At 52.9% G+C, this 17,182-nt stretch carries 16 protein-coding genes; 9 read left to right on the top strand and 7 right to left on the bottom strand.

Features of this window, described 5'->3' with window-relative positions; translation table 11 throughout:
- Nucleotides 1-57 precede the first annotated feature (57 nt).
- Both PSE_RS03960 and PSE_RS03955 read right to left on the bottom strand, forming a co-directional pair.
- Nucleotides 58-621 (bottom strand): UbiX family flavin prenyltransferase, encoded by a 564-nt coding sequence (locus PSE_RS03960; RefSeq protein WP_014283672.1) that lies wholly within the window; start codon nt 619-621, stop codon nt 58-60.
- A 5-nt stretch (nt 622-626) separates the two neighbouring features.
- A complete protein-coding gene (locus tag PSE_RS03955; RefSeq protein WP_014283671.1) occupies nt 627-2,195 on the bottom strand; it encodes a UbiD family decarboxylase in 1,569 nt (522 codons plus the stop codon).
- Nucleotides 2,196-2,364: 169 nt separating this feature from the next.
- Here PSE_RS03955 and PSE_RS03950 point away from each other — a divergent pair, with 169 nt between their 5' ends.
- From PSE_RS03950 to PSE_RS03940, 3 genes are all read left to right on the top strand, one after another.
- A complete protein-coding gene (locus PSE_RS03950; RefSeq protein ID WP_014283670.1) occupies nt 2,365-2,901 on the top strand; it encodes an SCP2 domain-containing protein in 537 nt (178 codons plus the stop codon).
- Between the two features lie 71 nt (nt 2,902-2,972).
- The gene (locus PSE_RS03945) at nt 2,973-3,992 is read left to right on the top strand and encodes a peptidase U32 family protein (RefSeq protein ID WP_008548238.1); all 1,020 of its coding nucleotides are present in this window, start codon (nt 2,973-2,975) and stop codon (nt 3,990-3,992) included.
- Nucleotides 3,993-4,001: 9 nt separating this feature from the next.
- Nucleotides 4,002-4,898, top strand: a complete 897-nt coding sequence (locus PSE_RS03940) for a U32 family peptidase (protein WP_014283669.1) — start codon at nt 4,002-4,004, stop codon at nt 4,896-4,898.
- A gap of 46 nt (nt 4,899-4,944) precedes the next feature.
- Here the strand turns inward: PSE_RS03940 and PSE_RS03935 are convergent, their stop codons facing one another.
- Complete coding sequence (locus tag PSE_RS03935) at nt 4,945-5,616, bottom strand: GntR family transcriptional regulator (RefSeq protein ID WP_008548542.1); 672 nt, start codon at nt 5,614-5,616, stop codon at nt 4,945-4,947.
- 187 nt (nt 5,617-5,803) lie between these two features.
- Nucleotides 5,804-6,247, bottom strand: coding sequence for a YqaA family protein (locus PSE_RS03930; protein ID WP_014283668.1), 444 nt, complete (start codon nt 6,245-6,247; stop codon nt 5,804-5,806).
- 208 nt (nt 6,248-6,455) lie between these two features.
- Here PSE_RS03930 and PSE_RS03925 point away from each other — a divergent pair, with 208 nt between their 5' ends.
- The 4 genes from PSE_RS03925 (at nt 6,456) to PSE_RS03910 (ending at nt 10,441) form a co-directional block, all read left to right on the top strand.
- Entirely contained in the window at nt 6,456-7,466 is a 1,011-nt protein-coding gene (locus tag PSE_RS03925; protein WP_014283666.1) for a proline racemase family protein, read from the top strand.
- 176 nt (nt 7,467-7,642) lie between these two features.
- Nucleotides 7,643-8,911 (top strand): glycerate kinase, encoded by a 1,269-nt coding sequence (locus tag PSE_RS03920; RefSeq protein ID WP_014283665.1) that lies wholly within the window; start codon nt 7,643-7,645, stop codon nt 8,909-8,911.
- Nucleotides 8,912-8,986: 75 nt separating this feature from the next.
- On the top strand, nt 8,987-9,922 hold the full coding sequence (locus PSE_RS03915; protein WP_014283664.1) for an AraC family transcriptional regulator: 936 nt from the start codon (nt 8,987-8,989) through the stop codon (nt 9,920-9,922).
- A 150-nt stretch (nt 9,923-10,072) separates the two neighbouring features.
- Nucleotides 10,073-10,441, top strand: coding sequence for a hypothetical protein (locus tag PSE_RS03910; protein ID WP_014283663.1), 369 nt, complete (start codon nt 10,073-10,075; stop codon nt 10,439-10,441).
- A 73-nt stretch (nt 10,442-10,514) separates the two neighbouring features.
- Here the strand turns inward: PSE_RS03910 and PSE_RS03905 are convergent, their stop codons facing one another.
- Nucleotides 10,515-11,834 (bottom strand): MATE family efflux transporter, encoded by a 1,320-nt coding sequence (locus PSE_RS03905; protein ID WP_014283662.1) that lies wholly within the window; start codon nt 11,832-11,834, stop codon nt 10,515-10,517.
- A gap of 261 nt (nt 11,835-12,095) precedes the next feature.
- Here PSE_RS03905 and PSE_RS03900 point away from each other — a divergent pair, with 261 nt between their 5' ends.
- Together PSE_RS03900 and PSE_RS03895 are read left to right on the top strand one after the other, a co-directional pair.
- Entirely contained in the window at nt 12,096-12,557 is a 462-nt protein-coding gene (locus PSE_RS03900) for a hypothetical protein (RefSeq protein WP_014283661.1), read from the top strand.
- 97 nt (nt 12,558-12,654) lie between these two features.
- Nucleotides 12,655-15,291, top strand: a complete 2,637-nt coding sequence (locus PSE_RS03895; RefSeq protein WP_014283660.1) for a hypothetical protein — start codon at nt 12,655-12,657, stop codon at nt 15,289-15,291.
- A gap of 45 nt (nt 15,292-15,336) precedes the next feature.
- Here the strand turns inward: PSE_RS03895 and PSE_RS03890 are convergent, their stop codons facing one another.
- Nucleotides 15,337-16,134 carry a phytanoyl-CoA dioxygenase family protein gene (locus PSE_RS03890; protein WP_014283659.1) on the bottom strand — a complete coding sequence of 266 codons (798 nt, stop codon included), beginning with the start codon at nt 16,132-16,134 and terminating at the stop codon, nt 15,337-15,339.
- A gap of 91 nt (nt 16,135-16,225) precedes the next feature.
- Complete coding sequence (asd, locus tag PSE_RS03885) at nt 16,226-17,119, bottom strand: archaetidylserine decarboxylase (RefSeq protein ID WP_014283658.1); 894 nt, start codon at nt 17,117-17,119, stop codon at nt 16,226-16,228.
- Nucleotides 17,120-17,182 lie beyond the last annotated feature (63 nt).

Below are 17,182 nucleotides of genomic sequence, written 5' to 3'. Positions count from 1 at the left end.
GCCGCAAAGTGGGCGGTGAATTTTCATAAGATTACAATAAAGTAACCGAGGATAAGTCTATTGCCACTTAGTCATGTTCACACCCGGGTCAATTCCTAGTGTATTAATTCCACGGGCAGCAATTTCTTTGAGCATATCCTCTTTGTTTTGCATATCTGCATAAAATGGAGGCACTGGTGGCGTGATAATTCCACCCATCCGAGTCACCTTGAGCATCGCTTCCAGATGACCTTCATGCAGCGGCGTCTCACGAGGCACGAGAACCAGCTTGCGGCGTTCTTTCAGAACCACGTCTGCTGCCCGGGTCAGCAAGTTGTCAGAAAATGAGTAGGCCACGCCTGACAATGTACGCATAGAACAAGGCGTGATGATCATGCCATCGGTGTGGAATGATCCACTGGCAATTGCGGCAGTCATCTTATCGGGCGCGTATGTGACAGAAGCCAACGCGCGTAACTGCTCAATACCATCATCGCCAAGCTCATGCTGGACAGAGGCCACCGCACCTTTGGAATGCACGAGGTGTGTTTCAACGCCCAATACCTGCAGGATTTCCAATGTCTTCAGAGCAAGTTGAGCTCCAGATGCTCCGGAAACTCCAACAATGATGCGCTTGGCCATGCAGATTACTCACTTCCCTCAGAAGAACCTGATTTCTCAGCTGGAGAGATAGCATCGTTTGGCTGATCTTTGTTCTGTTTTTTCGGCAGACCACCGGGGAACAGTTCATCCCAGCGGTCTTCAACCTTCTTGGTCAGCTCTTCTGGCATGCGCATGACTTCCGGCCAGTCGGTGCGTGTTTCAGAACCGATCTTGGTCGTCGCGTCGATGCCAAGCTTTCCGCCCAGCCCTTCCATACCGGATGCGAAGTCCAGCGTATCAACTGGGGTGCGATCCAGAACGACAAGGTCACGAGATGGATCCATGCGCGTGGCGACGGCCCACATCACATCGCTCCAGCTTCTGCAATCAATGTCTTCATCAACCGTGATGATCAGCTTTGTCATGGTGAACTGAGGCAGCAGAGACCACATGCCCATCATGACGCGGCGTGCCTGACCCGGGTAGCTCTTCTTGATTTTGAGAACTGCAATCCGATAGGAGCAAGCCTCGGGTGGCAACCACAGATCGACGACCTCCGGAATTTGCTGCTTGAGAAGCGGCAGAAAGACATCATTCATGGTTTCAGAAAGAACAGCTGGTTCGTCGGGCGCTCTGCCGGTGAAGGTGCTCATGTAAACTGGGTCCTTGCGGGCACGGATACCCGATACTTTGAATACTGGGAACTGATCAGGGTCGTTGTAATAGCCGGTATGGTCGCCAAATGGGCCTTCTTCGGCTGTTTCGGTTGGCTCAGCGAAGCCTTCCAGAACGATCTCCGAGGATGCTGGCACGTGCAGGTCTACGTGCTTGCATGGGATCAGCTCCGGTCTGCCGCCAGATAACACTCCAGAGATCATCAACTCACTGACGTCTGACGGTGTTGGGATCACGGCAGACAGGATTGTGGCTGGATCAGCGCCTATGACAACAGCGACAGGCATACGCTCACCACGCGCCTGCCAGAGGCGGTGATGTGCTGCTCCGCCACGCATGGCAAGCCAGCGCAAAATGGCTTTGTCCTTGCCAATAACCTGAGCGCGGTAAATACCGAGATTGTATTGAGAAGGATCATCTTTTCCCGGAGGTCGGGTGATGACGATGCCCCACGTGATCAATGGCCCAGCATCATTTGGCCAGCACATCTGGACCGGCAGCTGCTCCAGATCAACCGGCATATCAATCAACGGAGAGGTTCTTAGGCGTTTCGGTCTGGCGGCCCATGCTGCTTTTGCGACAGGCAAGGCGTCGATGAAGCCTTTCAGACCTTTTGGCGGTTGTGGTGAGCGCAGGTAGGCCAGCAACTCTCCCAAGGCAGGCAGCTCATCGGGCGCGCAGCCAAGGCCAAGAGCGACGCGTTCACGCGTACCGAATACGTTGGTGAGCAGCGGCATGCTGCTCTGCGTTCCTGAACATGTGAGTGCATTGTCGAACTGAAGAACCGGACCGCCCTGCTCAATCACCTGACGATGGATTTCAGTGGCTTCGAACTGAGCCGAGACCGGAGCCTTTACTTTTACAAGCTCCTGCTGTGCTTCTAACACATTGAGAAAGCTGGAGAGTGTCTCGAACTTCTTTTCTGTACGCCAATACATTCCATTACCAGATCAAAGGGTCGCTACCAGATTACCGCGGCCAACTTAGGATCTGTCCACCGGGTTAACACAGATTTGAAGGCAGCAGCCTTTCAGTTCCTTGACCTCCATCAATGATGAGTGCCGCTAGGATTAATAGGAGAGGATACTGATCAGTGGAGATTAAAGTATGTTCTTTAAACCGGACCGAGGCCTGTTTCCTCCTGCCCTGCAAAAAGCTCTCGGCATCTTGCCGGTTCCTCCGCTTGGCTTTGCTCTGACCAAGGCAGTGCGCCGGCTTGCCCGCACACGTCCAGATCTCTTTGAGCGTCTGGATACCTACAAACGCTCGCATTTCATCATTGATCCGATTGATATCCCGCACGTGTTCCGCCTTATTCCAAACGGAGAGCACGCAACTGTTGAGATGTTCAAACGGAAAGATGCACCTGAAGGTGCTGCACGCATCTCCGGACCGCTCATCGTTCTGCTTGGGCTGGTTGATGGCACCTATGATGGTGATGCTGTGTTTTTCACCCGCGATCTGGTGATTGAGGGCGATACGGATGCTGTGCTTGCGCTTCGCAACACCATGGAAGAAGCCGATCTCTCACCTGCTGAGTTCCTGGGCTTCAATGGTCGTCCGCGCGAGGTCGTGGATGGGGCAACCAACAAGACATTAGATCATCTGCGCCGACTACTCGACGCACCAACTGCCACTTCCTGATTGCCGCTGCAGGGTGGGAGCGCCCTGCGCGAACCAAGTGGTTCACTCTGTTATTTTCTGGAAGGTGTTTTATGCTTGGACAGCGCAACGATAATAATCCGTCGCTGGAGCTTGTTTGCCCAGCCGGTACACCAGCTGCTCTTAAAGCCGCCGCAGAAGCGGGCGCACACAGCATTTACTGCGGTCTGCGCAACGAAACCAACGCACGTAACTTCCCCGGCCTGAACTTCTCTGAAAAAGAGCTGAATGCCGGTGTCCGTCTTGCTCACAAGCATGGCTCGCATGTTCTTGTGGCTGTGAACACGTTTGCCCGTGCAGGCGATACGCATATCTGGAAACGCGCCGTAGATGCTGTTGCTGCTTCTGGCGCTGATGCGATCATCGCGGCAGACATTGCCGTGCTTGACTACGCTAAAGAAAAGCACCCGGACCTGCGTTTGCACCTCTCCGTTCAGGCGGCTGCTGCAACGCCTGAGTCCATCAGCTTTTATCAGGATACCTTTGGTGTTCAGCGTGTGGTTCTTCCGCGCGTAATGTCCGTTGAGGAGATCGTCAAACTCAACAAGGAGATCACAGTTGAAACTGAGGTCTTCGTTTTTGGTGGCCTCTGCGTGATGACAGAAGGGCGCTGTGCGCTTTCTTCTTACGCGACCGGTAAGTCTCCAAACCTAACCGGCGTGTGTTCTCCTCCTGGCGATGTTTCCTATGATGAAGATGGAAGCAATCTTTATGCGCGCCTGGGCGGCTTTACCATTGATGGCTTTGGTGAAGGCGAGACAGCTGGCTACCCAACTCTTTGTAAGGGGCGTTTCAAGGCGGAGGGCGAGACCTCTTACTTGTTTGAAGATCCTGTCAGCCTGAACGCAGCAAGCTTGTTGCCACGCCTTCAGAAAGCCGGTGTGACCGCATGTAAAATCGAAGGCCGCCAACGCGGTAAAGCCTACATCTCTCAAGTGGTGAAGGCCTTCCGTGCGGCAGTCGACGCCATGGATGCAGGTGGCAATGCAGAAGAAGAAGTATCCGCCATGTTGAGCGCGATGACTGAAGGTGGACGCGAAACCACCGGCGCTTATAAGAAGATCTGGAGATAAGGACAGAACATGAGCAAGATTGAACTTTCCTTAGGTCCTAACTTCTTCAACTGGTCCAACGAAAAGCTCGTCGATTTTTACGCCCGCATTGCGGATGAAGCTCCTGTTGAGCGCGTTTACATCGGCGAAGTGATTTGCGGTAAGCGCATGCCGTTTAACGACAAGGTGTGGCCAGAGATTTATGAGCGCCTTGCCAATGCAGGCAAAACGGTCGTGTTCTCGACCATCGCTCTGCCCGTGACTGTTCGTGACCGCAAGTCTATCAGCGCGCTTTCTGAAGATGGTGAACTGGTCGAAGCAAACGACATTGCTGGTGTGCACAAGCGTTCCGGTCAGCCGTTTGTGGGTGGTCCGTTCCTCAACATCTACAACGAACAGACTGCGAAGGTTCTGATGAACCTGGGCATGGAGACATTCTGCCCGCCTGTTGAGTTGCCGATGAAGTCCGTTGAGGCGATTGCACAGGCCCTACCGGATCTGACGATTGAGCTGTTTGCGTTTGGCCGTCTGCCGCTGGCTGTTTCTGGCCGCTGCTATCATGCGCGTGCGCACAAGCTGCATAAAGATAACTGCCAGTTCATCTGTGATCGTGATCCGGATGGCATGGACGTGACAACTCTGGATGACCAAAAGTTCCTTGCAGCAAACGGTATTCAAACTTTGTCTCACAGCGTGCAGGCGATCACGATGAACCGTGATGAACTACTGACCAAAGGCATTGGTCGTTTGCGTCTGTCGCCTCAGGACATTGACATGCTTGCGGTGATTGAGATCTATCGTGATCTGGTTGATGGCAAGATTGAAAGCGCTGAAGCAGAGGCACGTTTGCAGGGACTGCCACTGCCAGGAGCTCTGGCGAACGGTTATGTCACCGGCAAGCCGGGCCACCTATGGCAGGCTGATTAAGTTCAGATCAGATTTTGTAGAGAAGCGGGGCTTTGGCTCCGCTTTTTTATGAGGGTACCATTCCGCCCATAACATCAAAGATCATTTTGCAGATTTGCTCTGCTGCTTCCGCACGCAGGCTTTTCTGAAACTCGACAGCCTCAGCTGCTTTTCCCTCTTTGATGAACTTCAGCAGTTCCCAATGCTCCTGAGCCGAGTTTACAGGCGCGCCATGTGCCTTCAGGAGCATGTTTCGTGCACGCTGGGAGCGATCCCATAGCTGAAGAAAAACCGTCTCCAAATGCACATTGCCACTGAACTTGACGATGTCTTCGTGGAACTTCTTGTCCGCTGCTGCCCAGACGCTCAGGTCGCCGCGTTCCAATGAAAGATCCATCAGGGTGACAGAGTCTTCCAGAGCGCGTGCCTCTTTTTCATTGATCGGCTTTTCGGCGAGTTTTCGGATCGCGAGGCCTTCAACAACCTCAAGGATCTCATAGATCTCCGAAATATCGCCAACCGTGATTGGAAGAACGCGCATGCCCTGACGGGGGCGCATTTCGACGAGCCCATCCTTCTGCAACATCAGCATGGCCTCCCGCACCGGGGTGCGGCTCATTTCCAACTGGGTAGCAGCTTCCTGTTCAAGCACCTGAGTGCCGGGGCCGAGCCGGTTCTCAAGAATAGCCTGCTTCAGTTTTCGATAGGCGATAGAGACGTTAGACGTGGACGAAGGCATTACCAAAATATGGGTTCGAGTAAAGATCGTTTTTCTCTACCATCCCCCCTTTGAATTGTCGATATTTCCGCTAAGTAATGGAAAATTGCATTGCACACATAATATCAATTTTATCTATAGAAACCATAGAGTTCCGTGATTCACTCTAATCAAAAGTGATTATTGCATATCGAGCGGGATCAACAGTTTATCCCTGCCAAGCCGTGACTGCATAATACACAAACAGATATCTGGCGGTTTTGCCGATCGCGACCAGCACCAGAAAATTCATAAATTTCATGCGTAGCGTGCCAGCAATGACGGTGAGTGGGTCACCAATAATCGGCACCCATGCGAGCAGCATTGAGGCCTGACCGTAGCGCTTAAACCAGCGCACTGCCTTCTTGTACTGATGCTCTTTGACCGGGAACCAGGAACGCTCTTTGTAGTGTGACAGAAAGCGACCACAGTACCAGTTGAAGGCAGAACCTGCCACATTGCCCAGGGATGCGGAGGCAATCAGGATGACCGGATCCCATCCTCCGGCCAGCAATAGGCCACTGAGGGCAGCTTCTGAAGAGCCGGGAGCGAGCGTTGCAGCCAGAAAAGAGAATGCAAACAAGCCGCCATAAACACCCAGAGCCACCAACATCTTAAGAAAAACTCCAAATCACTTGAGCAGTAATATTTCACAGTGTATTGAGCGTGTCCCCCACGCAGGCTATGAAGGTGCTCAACTTTTACCCTGAGCGCATTCTTGTTGTCTGGTTGCAGCCAATCAAACGGAGTGCGCAGCAGGAGCTCTATTCAAAGAAAATCAGTTCGGAAATAAGGCATTCCGACTAGTTGCGGGGGAGAACATGGATAAGCAACAGAAAATAAGTGTTGTCGACATGCATACTGGTGGTGAGCCACTTCGTATTGTGACTGGCGGCTACCCAGAGATCCCCGGCGAGAGCATTCTGGCGAAGCGCAGATTTACCCGAGACAATCTGGATCATCTTCGGCATTTTCTGATGTTTGAGCCTCGCGGTCATTTTGACATGTATGGCGCGATCCTTGTTGAAGCTTCCCATCCGGACGCTCACTTCGGCGTGCTGTTCATGCACAACGAAGGCTACAGCACCATGTGTGGCCATGCAGTGATCGCTCTGGGTCGTTATGCGATCGATCATGGGCTGGTTGAGGCGAAGTCTCCTGTCACCGAAGTACGAATTGAATGCCCATGCGGTCTGGTGGTCGCGTCCGTGGAAGTTGAGAATGGCGTGACGGGCGCTGTGTCCTTCCATTCGGTTCCGGCCTTCCTGCACTCACGGGATGTAACCGTAGATGTGAAAGGGTTGGGCGAGCTGACTGTTGATGTCTCTTACGGCGGCGCGTTTTACGGGTTGGCACCGGCTTCCGCATTTGGGCTGGATGTTCAGAAATCACGAACAAGAGACCTTGTTGATGCGGCGAATGCGGTGAGCGACGCGATCCGTGCAGCTGTTACTCTTCAGCACCCTGATGATGCCGACCTTGCATTCCTCTATGGCACCATTCTGACTGATGGAAATGACGCCTACAGCGCGGATCCGACTGCCAACATTTGTGTGTTTGCGGACAGTCAGGTGGATCGTAGCCCGACAGGTTCCGGTGTGACTGCACGTTTGGCTGCACAAGCTGCAAAGGGCCTGATCAGCAAAGGCCAAACCCGACGGTTTGAAAGCCTGATAGCAACCAGCTTTGAAGGCACCTATTACGCAGACACCAAGTGCGGCCCACATGATGCCATCGTTGCTCAGGTGGCTGGTAAAGCGCATTACAGCGGAGAAGCGACCTTCTGGCGGGAAAATGATGACCCTGTTGGTAACGGCTTCCTGCTGAGATAACTCGCTGTAGTTTTTCAGGTTTCGACCGAGTTTCGAAAAATGGCGGGTTCCGGTTTCTCAGTTGAGAGCGGAGCCCGTTGTTTTTTGCTGGAAATCACATCAGGTTAAAGCTAGAAAATACAAAGAAATTCAAAAAGATAACCGAAACTTTTCGGTAGCAATCGGGGGGGGCAGCGATGGTGGCTGATCCTAAGCGTTTTCTGAGTGATCTGTTTTATGCAGCCATTGAATCGGCGCAACCGGAAAAATGCATCCCTAATTTCTTGCCGGCTCACCCCAAAGGTCGTCTCATTGTTATTGGCGCAGGTAAAGCCTCCGCAGCCATGGCTCGTGCAGTGGAAGACAACTGGGGCGGAGACCTCAGCGGGCTTGTGATAACGCGCTACGGTTACAACGTTCCCTGCCGGTCCATCGAGATCATCGAAGCAGCACATCCGGTGCCTGATCAAGCTGGACTGAACGGCGCAAAGCGTATGCTGGCGCTTGTCTCTGACCTTTCAGCTGACGACACCGTTCTTTGTCTCATTTCAGGTGGTGGTTCTTCCTTGCTGCCGCTGCCGTTTGACGGGCTTTCGCTTGAGGACAAGCAGTCCATCAACAAAGAGCTTTTACGGTGTGGAGCGACTATCAGCGAGATGAACTGCGTGCGTCGGCATCTTTCCCAGATCAAAGGGGGGCGTCTGGCTGCGGCGTGTCATCCGGCTAAGGTGATCAACCTGCTGATCTCTGATGTTCCCGGCGATGATCCAATCAATATTGCATCGGGGCCAACGGTGATAGATCCGACGACTTGTGCGGATGCTCTGGCGATTGTGGAGCGCTATAAGATCAAGCTGCCAGCTCGGGCGCTGGAAATCCTTGAAACGGGTGCTGGAGAAACACCAGATGCGAACGATCCACGCCTTGTCAATGTTGAAACACACATGATCGCAACGCCTCAGATTGCGTTGGAGGCAGCAGCTGCTCTCTCTGAACAGCAAGGAGTTCCGACTTACATACTGGGTGACAGCATTGAAGGTGAAGCCTCTGATGTGGGTGTGGTGATGGCGGGCATTGCCAAGCAGGTCGCTGCTCGCGGACAACCATTCAAAGCACCATGCCTGTTGCTTTCTGGTGGTGAGACAACGGTTACGATCAAGGGCAAAGGCCGAGGTGGGCGGAATGTGGAGTTTCTGCTGTCATTGGCTGTTGCGCTGGATGGGCAAAAAGGCGTCTATGCGCTTGCCGGAGACACGGATGGTGTGGACGGGATTGAGGAGATCGCGGGAGCGTATTGTGATCCAACCACCCTAGAGCGTGCATGGGGAAAGGAGATCAATCCGAGACTTTCCCTTGCCAACAATGATGGACATGGGTTCTTTGAAGCTATTGGTGACAGCATCATTACTGGCCCTACTCTGACGAATGTAAACGACTTTCGCGCGATCTTTATTGATACGGTTTAGGCCGTAGCGTTCATATTATCTCTCAGATCGTTCAGGCTTATGGACGAATGAGCTTAGTGCGCTCATAGTGAGGGTATGCTTGATACGCTCAGTGACATCCTCACCCGCCTTGATGTGAAAGGCACACTCTACTTCCGCACCTCCTTTACGGTGCCATGGGGTGTTGCTGTGCCTTCCTATGAGAATGTCGCGCGCTTTCATTTTGCGCATCGCGGTGATTGCATGGTGCGTGTGAAGGAAACTGGCAAGAAGGTTCTGCTGGCTCAGGGCGACTTACTGATTATTCCTCACGGTGCTGCACATGATATCTATTGCGGTAGCTCTGAAGAGGAAGTCATCCTGCCACTGGATCGCGTGCTGGAGCTTTCCGGATACAGCGGCGAAGGTGTTCTGGTTTATGGTGGAGAGCAAGATGAGCGGGAAACGCAGCTGATCTGCGGCCATATCTCACTTGCCAGGAATGCACGTCATCTGATCTTTGATCAGTTGCCGGATTACATCCACATTTCCAATTATGGAGAAGCTGCCGGACGCTGGATGGAAGCTACACTGCGTTTGATTGGAGATGAGACCAATGGAACGCGGATGGGTGGTGATCTCATCGCGTTGAAGATGACGGAAGTTTTGTTTGCTCAGGCTCTGCGCAGCTTCATTGAGCAAGAAGGTGAGAAGCACATTGGCCTTGCAGGTTTTGCTGATCCGCAGATCAGCAGGGCTTTGGCTGCCTTCCATAAATCACCTGCGCGTGAGTGGAGTGTGGAGGGGCTTGCGCGAGAAGCCGGCCTTTCCAGAACAGGGTTTGCGACGCAGTTTTCCAGCAAGATGGGGCTGACGCCGATGCAGTATCTGACCAGCTGGCGAATGCAGATTGCGCAGCAAGGCTTGGTGGATGATAACATGAGCGTTTCAGAAGTGGCCGCACTTGCAGGATATGCCTCTGAATCTGCCTTTACCCGGGTCTTCAAGAAAGAGGTAGGGTTAACACCAGCGGCGTATCGCGCTATTCATTGACCATATTCCGCTCAATTGTACTTGTCATCGCTATATTCTGAACGATCTGCATATTCCTTTGAACGACCTGAAATTGAGCCAAACGGGGGCTCCTCCTAATCTGACTGTGCCCAAAACGAAAGACCGACACAGTCAAAAAGGAACTCAGTCATGTCCCTCCGTTTCGTCACAAAAAGTATCCATGCTTATCTGGATTACCCCGTCGCATTTGCCCTGATCGGACTGCCCTTCATTCTGGGGCTCGGTGCTACCAATCCGTTTGCGCTTTGGCTCTCCGTTGGAACTGGCGCTGCTGCGTTGATTTTAACGTTGCTAACGGATCACCAGTTCGGTGTGCTCCGTGTTCTGCCTTACAGCTTCCATCTGGCCGTTGATGGTGCGGTTGGTGCGCTCTTCCTGTTCGCACCTTTCCTCTTCGGCTTTACCGGATTGGATGCTGCCTATTACTGGGCGAACGGTATTGCAGTTGCGATTGTTGTGAGCCTGCACAAACCAGAGGCCGAGATGGCACCAGCATAACGCATGGCTTTACCTCACCTCCCTCTTCTAAAGAACCGCAGGCGTCAGTGTGAGCCTGCGGTTTTGTTATGTTTCAGGGATTAGCGAGTGCAGGCTCTGAATAGCCTTTCCAGAAGCTGTACTGAACAAAAAACAAGCTGCTGCGGTAGATAAAGTCGGCGAAGATGACGCCTGCCAGACTGTAGTTCATCAAGACACCAAAGACATAGGCAAGCGGCAGGAACACGAGCCATTGTGTGACGGCGGAAACTGTCCAGACACGACCAAACAGCTGAGCACCTTGAAGGACATAGTTTGCCACGGCCCCTGCGATGTTGAGCGGCAGGATTAAGCAGGAGAAAGTGAAAACCATGATGAGTTGCGGCTCATCCAAAGCTTCTCCCAGCAAGAGGATCAGGAGGTCCTCTGAAATCAATATGACGAGCAAGGCATAGATCACGATCGGATAGGCAGCGCCGGAGATCATTTTCATGCCGACCTGTTGCGCTCCGGACTGGTCTTTAGCGCCGACGGCTTGGCCGACCTGACTGATCGCAACACTTCCCAAGGCATTGGCTGCGTAAATCGGGATGAGAGTTGCCTGTGTGATCACCTGATAAACGGCCAGAGCCAGCACACTCAGATGCCCGACGATCCAATAGCTTGTGAAGATCCCCAGAGCATAGATCGTGCTTTGAGAGGCAGACAGGAATGCTTTGCCAACGATCTGCATAATCAAAGGGAAAGACAGCACCCCAACCCTTAGTTTCTGGCGAGTGATCGCTTGCAGAGCCGCCAGCACATAAAACACTGAGGCTAGCGCAAATGCGACGAACGTGCCGAAACCAATGCCAGATACGCCAAGGTTCGGAGCTCCAGCCCAACCGAATGCCAGCACGACAGTCGCGACTGCGTTGACCACCTGCGTGCCTATGCCGATGTAGGAGACAACCCATGCTTTGCCCACCGAAATAAGCAGGCCACGGGCTGAGCTGCACACGTAGTAGAACGGTGTCGCATACAGGAGATACTCCAGATACTGCCTCGCGGCTGTGCGGACCTCTGCATCCGGGTTCATGAACATGAGGATGTCTTCAAGGAAATAGATCGAAGCTGTTGTCAAAATGAGCGCCAGGCTCACTCCCAACACCAGACAGACAACGAACGCATCCAACACTTCGTTGTTTTTTCGACTGGTCAGAAAGCCTGCAGTGAAAGACTGGATGGCAATCGAGAAGCCGTTTGAAAATGAGAACAGCACAAAAAACATCATGCCACAGATACCCACTGCGGCGACGGCGGGAGCACCGAAGAAGCTGGAGACGTAGGTGTCTGTCCAGTTGGTGAACAAAGCGGCGCTACCGGTGAGAAAGAGCGGTAAGGCCTTCAAATACATATGCTTGAACGAAATCATCGATGCTGAAATGGCTGAGTAAAACTGGCGGGACTTACTGAGTCTAGGCTTGTCAGCATACACCGTTCCCGCGAGAGCGATAGGTGAAAATAAGTAATTTAACCTAGATTTTGCTTCTCATTTTCACACTGAAGCTCTTTTCTATATTTTCTGAAAGTAACTGTTCCGATCAGCACAGTAGAGCATCTGTAGAAGTGTCACTCTCGTCTACATTGAGATCTTCATTCCAAGATCTCTTCTACTCATGGTGAGGAGTATGCCATGACTGAGACGACTGCTTTTGACGAGTTGGTTCAGGCGTTTTCATCCAGTTTTGATCTGGACCTGCCAGAGCCGTGTAATGGTGCCTATTTCTTCTGCGTTGATGAACGCAGCCATCTGATTTTATGCCAACATCATGCGGACTTCATCATGATGGCGCTGACGAGCGGCTTGCGCAAAGTGGACCTTTCTGCTGAGCAGGCGCTGATGCTTTTGAAGAATAACGGCAACGCCTTTACCCAGCCGCACATTATCGCTTCGATTACCGGCCAGCGTGTTTCTCACTGGACTGAAGTGTCCGTTCATGGCGGTGTTGAGCTTATGCGCACAGCGTTTGATTTGCTGCTGGATGCAAATGCACAGCTGGAGCGTGCGCAGCCATCTGCCGAAGACGATGTGATCGACGAGATTCATGTTCCGCTTCCAAAGTTTGGATCGGACATGGTGATCCTCGGGTCGTGATCATTCTGAAAACTCAATGGAATTTACTGTTTTGGTTTTGGTGCACTGGCATTCCTGATCAACTGGAGGCCAGCACCTGAAGTTTATGAGGTGTCCCATGGGCCGTTCTCCTATTCATTCAAAAGTTTCACAGCCTCAGATCAATCCGGATCAACAAGGGGCAACACCTAAGAAAACAACCAGCTCTCATAAAGGGCACAAGCTGGGCCATGCCGAGCCGAAGAATGTGCATCGCCTGCTGGATCAACTGGATGAGCTGAATGGCACATCCACAAAGCACAGCCGTCCGGCGAAGGCGGGTGTAAGAGACCCGCAGTTGCGTCCGCTTGCCTATCACAAACACCATAAACCAGAGGGAGAACCCACTCATCCAACGGATGGCATGTCGCGCGCACAAAAAAAGGCGCGGTATGAAGGGTATCGGTTGCCTCAGGAAAAACTGATGGGGCATGGCACAGCGTCAGCTCAGGCGGGTGCCAAACCCATTCCAACCAAGTCAGAATCCCCGCTCGCAACACATGCCAGAACGCTTGATCAGATGACCTCTGATCCGGACTTGAGCGAGTATGTGATTGTTGAAGCTCCGCAGCCAGAGAGCAGCGGTGCTTCCGCTGTCGCTGGACCATCACAGGTCAGCACTCCGCCACAGCAGAAAGCCGCCGAGCAGCCATTTGCTCCACAACCGCGCAGTGAACCGCTGGAAGTAAAGCCGCATCCGGCCATGCTGGCTATGCAGGAGCTGGATCTGGCTGTGAGCCCGGAACTGGAAGCGCAGTTCAACGCCTATCAGGAGAAGAAAACAGCTTTCATCAATGATCCGACTGGCACTGCCCATGAAGGGCCTGAGGCTGCGGCCTGGCAGCGCCGTATTCGCGGTTTGCTGGGTATGGAGCAGGACAAAGCAGACACGTTTTTGCGGATGCAGTTCAGAAGTGGATTGGACAATGACGCCCGCGCCTTGGCCAAACAGATCTTTGAAGACGCTGCTCATGATCCGCGGTTTCTTGCCTTCCTGAAAATCGCGGCACTGGCAGCTCCTGAGGATTTATCCAGCAATCACAAAGAGCTGCTGGTTTTCCTGAGCCAGAACCTGAAGGCTCTGAACAAAGATGTCGTTGGTGATGCAAATGCACTGATCCGTCAGAACGCGTTCAGCAAAGGCGTGATCGAGGCAGTGCAAAGTGCGCGCTCAAATGCTGTGACCGAGCAGGATATTCAGTATCTGGATAAGATGGAGAAGGAAGCCATTGCCTTCCGGCTCGCGACTTCTGAGCAAATGGCGCAGGCGTTAAACGCCAGTAATGATGCACTTGCAGCAATGAGCTTTGGCGATGCGATTTTTGCCAGCACAGCAAGCCTGTCGCATGAAAATGGCCGTGCCCAGTACGCTCTGGCCAGCTTGCAGGAGGTGGCTTCTCATCTGACAGAGCAGCATCTGGCCAAGCACAACAGCGTCAGGAAAGCAGAGGCATGGATTGCCAAACAGCCATGGTCCTCCCTGATTTCGGTCTCTATCCGCAAAGATGGTGGCTACTACGACATCGGCACAAATCTGCGTCATGACCCTGCTGCGAGAACAGTCGGCAACAGCACGTTTTATGACAACACTGATGTCGGGCCGCAGGAAGGTTTGACCAAGAGCGCCTTGCGCGACAAGCCTCAACTGGTTCTGAACGGTTTGCGCTCAAAGGAGATGATGGAGGCATTGAAGCTGACGCCAACAGGCGAAGAGGGCGTTGATGATCTGGAGATCGTTGAGAAGCCAAGTGATCTGGCTTTGGCGTGGGGCAGCACTCTGGTTGCGGCCCAACAGCGGGGCGACGACATCTCCAAGATGCTGCCGGATTACTTCGTTCTGAAGCAGGTTCGTTATCACAAGATCGAGGGTTTCCTGATCGAGAACGACATGCTGGAGCCTGCATGGGTGGTTGAGTACAAGCCTGCCTCTCATACCCTCTCTGAGATCAGCAGAATGAGAGGTTTGCCGCAAGCAGCTGCTAAGAACCTGGCTGCGTTGACCATTAACATGAACGAGTTGAAGGCTAGTCAGACTGAGCAAACCGGCAAGCTCACTGAAATGAGAGAGCGGTTGGATACGTTCCTGAGCACTAAAGGCAATGGCTTGCTGATGAGCTTTGGCAAAGCCCACTTTGCTTTGGACAAGCTGATGGAGCACGTACGCGATGAAGTGCATGCACGGATTGGGAAATCTGGTGGTAGTCTGAGCAAAATCCAGAAATGGGTTTCAGAACAGCCATGGGCAGCTCTGTTTGATGTTTCTGTTACACGACCTGAGGGTGGCAAGAAGAGTGAATATCTGATCTCAGTTAAGCAGAAGACAGACCCTGAGCCAGCCAAGCCAACCGCAACAACCATCGCTGTTGAAGATCCGGAAACTGAAGCAACAGTTCAGCAGCCTCATGATGAGTTCCCAGGTTTAACTGGTTCCCTGCGGGCCTTGCTGCTGCCAGAAAATCGGGGGAAGTTGATCCTGAAACCAACGGGTGAGACCAGCTTGGGTAAGGAAGTTGTCGAGAAGCCAAGCAAGCTGGCCCGTCAGTGGGGTGAGTTGCTGGCAAAAGACAGAGATGCTCAGGAAGAGCTGCCTGATTTTCTGGAGTTACGCGAAGTTCAGTATCACAGCGAAACCAAAAACATCTTCAGGAAAGGTCATCTGAAGACCTGCTGGGTCTTAGAGTTCAAGCCTGATGCTCTGAATGCTGGTAAGAGCTAAAGCTTGGGGAGTGCGGTTCTCTGACTGCACTCCCACATTCAACGGTTAGCGCTTGTAGATGATTGGGAACCAGTCCTCACGCAGGATCTGACCCGGCTTCATGTCATGGCCCGGGAATGGTGGAGATGTCCGGCCCGGACGTTCGATGTAGCGTGCGTCGTCGCCTAACAGGCGCAGCGAGAACGCACGGCGGCGCTTGTCTGTGGTGTTTCCGCGGGCTCCATGCAGTGTGTAGTAGTTGAACGCAACAGCATCACCCGGTTCCATCTCCCATTCACGGATCGGCATGCCTTCTGCATCCGGGTCCGGGATTGGCATGTACTCATCGCTGTCACCGTAGAAGTTTTCTTCTGAGAGCCAACGGATTGGCAAGACAGGCTTTTCCCAGAGATGAGAGCCTGCAACGCTGCGCAAGGTGGCGTCGGTGACCGGATCCATTGGGGACCAGAAGCTGACGGTCTGCTGCCCCTCCACGAAGTAGTAGGGGCCATCCTGATGCCATGGTGTGGCTTTAGAAGTCCCCGGCTCTTTTACAAGCACGTGGTCGTGGAACATCTGGACTGTTTGGGATTGCATCAGGTCGGCGGCGACTTCTGCTGCTGGTGAGTTGTTCACTACCTCCACAAACTCAGGAATGCGCTGCCAGTTGCAATAGTCATCGAAGAAGCGACCGCCCTCGCCTTCTTTCAGGTTTTCCGCTGCATACTCACCCGGCTCAGTCATATTTCGCTCGATACCAGCCCGGATCAGATCGATGTGATCCTTGAAGAGGCCCTTGATCAGAACGACACCTTCGCGCTGATAGGTATCGATATGCTCCTGAGTGATAAGTGATGATGGCATGGTCCCGTCCAGTCTGTTAGCGAAGCCGACAGTCTGGACGAAGAGTTACCCGGGATAAATACAACTTATGCTAGGCGATCTGGAGATTTTCTCAGGCAATCGTTGCGAAGGGCTGACCTACTTTGACCAGCGTTTCCTTGCCTGCCGCGCTGTTGGCGACGAGATCTTCACTGAAGTTCACAGTACCCGGCTCAAACACGACAACGACAGTTGAGCCGCCGAACTTGAAGTAGCCCTTCTCGTCCATTTTTTCGACGTGGCCAGAGGTTTTGGTGTTTACGATACTGCCGACACCAAACGCACCGACTTCCACGTAGCACATGGTACCTGCGGCTTCTGTCTCAATAAGGGTGTAGCTGCGCTTGTTCTCACCGAACACATCCGGACCGGCGCCCAATGCGATTGGGTTTACGGAGTGATAGGCCCCTTGCAGATCTTTCGCATCTACGATCTCACCAGAGCACGGGAAGTGGTAGCGGTGATAGTCTGCAGGACACAAACGCACGATTGCCAGTGCGCCGCCGATGTAGCGCTCTGAGATGCCTGGCAGCATTTTGCGGATGGAGAATGGGTGGCCTTTGACTGGAACGAAGGTGTCTTCATCTAGCTTTGGGAACACCAGAACGCGCCCATCTGCCGGACTGACGATGCTGTTGGCATCGCTGTCATACGGGCGGGCATCCTCTTTCAGGTGACGGATAAAGAACTCGTTGAAAGACGCAAAGCTTGCCTGCGGGTCTGCAAACTCGGCTGTGTCAATGTTGAGCTCATCAATGGCGCTTTGGATTTTGCCGGTTGAGAGCGAGCTGTCGTAATACCAGCCCATCGCCTTGCTGAGGGCTGCAGAGCGGAACAGCAATTTTTCAATCAGGCTGGAGCTGGAATCCTGATAGGCCCAGCGAATCCACTTTTCTCCCAGTACCGTTTCTTCAAACTCTTTGCCGGTTTCACGGTCGATAACGATAATGGGTTGTTTCTCAGACATCTGGCAGCCTTACTCGCAAAAGAACGAGGCTTTACTAGGTGAGATACCCAAAGAAGGCAAGTA

The sequence above is a fragment of the Pseudovibrio sp. FO-BEG1 genome, assembly GCF_000236645.1.
Taxonomy (GTDB): domain Bacteria; phylum Pseudomonadota; class Alphaproteobacteria; order Rhizobiales; family Stappiaceae; genus Pseudovibrio.
This window is presented reverse-complemented; position numbering and strand designations above follow the sequence as displayed.